This window comes from Halochromatium sp. NSM3 (assembly GCF_059621085.1).
The window spans coordinates 1-3,452 of record NZ_JCAQIA010000076.1 but is presented as its reverse complement, the minus strand read 5'-3'; the positions used below and the strand labels follow the sequence as shown (position 1 = coordinate 3,452).

The window sequence follows — 3,452 nt, the reverse complement described above, 5'->3', positions numbered from 1 at the left end:
AGGGTGTTTTAAATACTCTATCAAACCAGACGACTTCTATCCTGACAGGGGGGGACGGTGGACGTGAAGGACATCGACCCGGACAGCGTGGATCTGTCGGTGAAGAACCCCAACAAGGCGGAAGCCGCGCCGCTGCGCGATCCCGAGGTAATCATCAACGAGATCGAGACGTTGGACAGGGAGAGCGAGGAGATCCTGGAAGGGATTCGGGGGATGTTATGAGGGAGGGGTGGGTAACTAGGCCGTTGAGTGAATGTTGTCAAATCAAACCCCCAAAAAGTGAGGCCCGACAGCGGCTTTCCAATGATGATCTGGTTTCCTTCGTTCCAATGAATGATCTCGGAATCCGGGAGAAGTGGTTGAAACCCACAGGGGGAAAATCTTTTGAAGCGGTAGTTGGCAGTTATACGTACTTTGCCGACGGCGACGTGCTCTTGGCCAAAATTACGCCGTGCTTTGAAAACGGCAAGCTCGGTATTGCGAAAGGCTTAACGAACGGGATCGGGTTTGGGTCCAGCGAATTCTTTGTCCTTCGGCCAGATAAGTCTCTCGACGCAGAGTTCTTGTTCTATTTTCTATCGCAGGATAGTTTCCGGGATGCGGGCGCTAGCGTGATGTCTGGTGCCGTTGGCCACAAGCGAGTCCCCAATGATTTCATCCAGAAGATCGGAATGCCAGTTCCACCCCTCCCCGAACAAAAGCGCATCGTCGCCATCCTCGATGAAGCCTTCGCGGGAATCGCCACCGCGGTCGCCAACACCGAAAAGAACCTTGCCAATGCCCGGGAGTTGTTTGAGAGTTATTTGAACGCAGTGTTCAGCCGACGCGACGAGGGATGGATTGAGGGGCCTCTGAAAGAATTCTCAAAATGTGTATCGACTGGACCGTTTGGTTCGATGTTACATAAGTCGGACTATGTGTCCGTTGGCGTTCCTCTCGTGAATCCCATAAACATGGTTGACGGTAAAATACGGCCAGACGTAAGAAAGATGATCAGTTTGGAGACTAGAGAAAGGCTCCAATCTTATGTCCTTCAGGCCGGGGACATTGTTATTGCTCGGCGAGGTGAGATTGGCCGTTGTGCTGTTGTCACTAAAGAACAAAGCGGTTGGGTTTGCGGGACAGGCTGTTTTTTTGTGAGGCCAGAAAATACGATGTACTCGGATTTTTTGGCTTACATGCTAAGATCGGCTCGATATCGTTTGGAGCTTGAGCGGCTATCCTCCGGGGCAACCATGCTAAACCTTAGTAATGCAGCGCTTTCGAATCTGAGAGTGTCCGTGCCAAAGCTAGCGGAACAAAGAAAAATGGTTGATCAGGTATCTGAGCTTTTGGTTCAATGTCGAGAAGTTCAGTCCATATATCGCAGTAAGCTTCATGCGCTTTCCGAACTCAAACAATCCATGCTACAAAAGGCCTTTTCGGGCGAGCTGACAGCAGACCCGATAAGCCTCACCGATGCTCTCAAGGAGGAGCCAGTTACATGACCCAGGAACACCAGGCACCGATTATCATCTACGACGCAGCCGACAAGTCTGTCGAGGTCCGGCTGGATACGGATCAGGAGACGGTTTGGCTCTCACAACGGCAAATGGCTGACGTCTTTGACACCTCGACGGACAATATCGGCCTGCACCTCAAGAATATCTACGCTGACGATGAGCTGGTGGAGGAGGCAACTACCGAGGAATCCTCGGTCCTTCGTCAGGAAGGTCAGCGGCAGGTTCGGCGGCGCGTCAAGCACTACAACCTCGACGCGATCATTTCAGTCGGCTACCGGGTCAACTCAGGCCGTGCCGTTAAGTTCCGCCAGTGGGCCACCCGCGTCCTGCGGGAACACCTCACCCAGGGCTGGACCCTGAGCCGCCAGCGCTTCGAGGAAAACGCCCGGGAACTGGAGGCGGCTCTGGCGCTGGTGCGCAAGGCCGCGCAAAGCCCGGCGCTGGACGCGGGCAGCGGTCGTGGCCTGGTGGATATCGTGAGCCGCTATGCCCAGACCTTTCTGCTGCTGCAGCGCTACGACGAGGGCCTGCTGACCGAGCCACGTGCCCAGCCGGGCGGAAGCCTGCCCACACTGGAGCAGGCGCGGGCCGCGCTGGACAGTCTGAAGTCCGAGCTCATGGCTCGCGGCGAAGCCACCGATCTGTTCGCCCGGGACCGGGGCGACGGTCTGGACTCACTGCTGGGCAATCTTGATCAGAGCGTGTTTGGTGAGCCGGCCTACCCCAGCGTGGAGGCCAAGGCCGCGCATCTGCTGTATTTCGTGGTCAAGAACCACCCGTTTTCCGATGGCAACAAGCGCAGCGCGGCCTTCTTGTTCGTGGACTTCCTCCACCGTAATGGCCGCCTGCTGAATGCGGCGGGTGAGCCGGTGATCAACGACGTGGGCCTCGCGGCACTGACCCTGCTGGTGGCCGAGTCGGATGCCGCCCACAAGGAGACCATGATCCGTCTGATCATGAACATGCTGGCTGGAGCTCGAGAGTGAAGGAAGCCGGCCTCAACGAAGCCGAAACCCGCGCGGAACTCATCGACCCGGCCCTGAAGGAGGCAGGGTGGGGTGTGATGGAGGCCAGCCGGGTGCGGCGTGAGGTGATCACGCTCGGTCGGCTGCAGGGCGGCGGCAAACGGGCCAGGCAGGATATCGCCGACTATGTGCTGATCTATCGCGGCCAGAAGCTTGCGGTGATCGAGGCCAAGAAGCGCAGCTTGCCGGTGACCGAGGGGCTGGCCCAGGCCAAGCGGTATGCCGAGCGTTTGCAGACCCGATTTGCCTACGCCACCAACGGCGACGGCATTTACCGTGTGGACATGGGCACGGGCACGGAGGGGCCGGTGGATGCCTGGCCCTCTCCCGATGCGCTGTGGGTGGAGACCTTCGGCGTGGAGGGTGGTGTTCAAGACACCTGGCGGGAACGCTTCGGCGCGGTCCCCTTCGAGGACAAGGGTGGGTTCTGGCAGGCGCGCTATTACCAGCACAACGCCATCAACCAGGCGCTGGAGGCCGTTGCGGCGGGTCGAGATCGCATCCTTCTGACCCTGGCCACCGGCACCGGCAAGACCGCCATCGCCTTCCAGATTGCCTGGAAGCTCTTTCATGCCCGCTGGAGTCTGACGGCACGCGCCACGGGCACGCCTGGTCGGCAGCCGCGCATCCTGTTCCTGGCGGATCGGAACATCCTGGCCAATCAGGCCTTCAACGATTTTTCCGCTTTTCCCGAGGACGCCCTGGTTCGTATCGATCCGGAGATCATCCGCAAGAAGGGCCGGGTGCCCAAGAACGGGAACGTCTTCTTCACCATCTTCCAGACCTTCATGACCGGGCGCGATGCGGCGGGCCATCCGGCACCCAACTTCGGTGCCAATTATGAGCGATTTCCGGCGGATTTCTTCGATTTCATCATCATCGATGAATGCCACCGGGGCGGCGCCAACGATGAGAGCAACTGGCG

At 58.4% G+C, this 3,452-nt stretch carries 3 protein-coding genes and 1 pseudogene; all 4 read left to right on the top strand.

The genetic code is table 11. The annotated features are described in order from the left end of the window. Window positions 1–54 precede the first annotated feature (54 nt). Window positions 55–222: pseudogene (locus tag AC54T3_RS17240) on the top strand (SAM-dependent DNA methyltransferase); the annotation flags it as partial. Continuing rightward, entirely contained in the window at window positions 219–1,487 is a 1,269-nt protein-coding gene (locus AC54T3_RS17235; RefSeq protein ID WP_496626544.1) for a restriction endonuclease subunit S, read from the top strand. The pseudogene AC54T3_RS17240 and the gene AC54T3_RS17235, both read left to right, overlap by 4 nt. After that, window positions 1,484–2,488 carry a virulence RhuM family protein/type II toxin-antitoxin system death-on-curing family toxin gene (locus AC54T3_RS17230; protein ID WP_496626543.1) on the top strand — a complete coding sequence of 335 codons (1,005 nt, stop codon included), beginning with the start codon at window positions 1,484–1,486 and terminating at the stop codon, window positions 2,486–2,488. Before AC54T3_RS17235 ends, AC54T3_RS17230 begins: the two co-directional genes overlap by 4 nt. After that, window positions 2,485–3,452 (top strand): DEAD/DEAH box helicase family protein (locus tag AC54T3_RS17225; protein ID WP_496626542.1); only part of this gene is annotated, 968 nt, incomplete at its 3' end. The genes AC54T3_RS17230 and AC54T3_RS17225, both read left to right, overlap by 4 nt.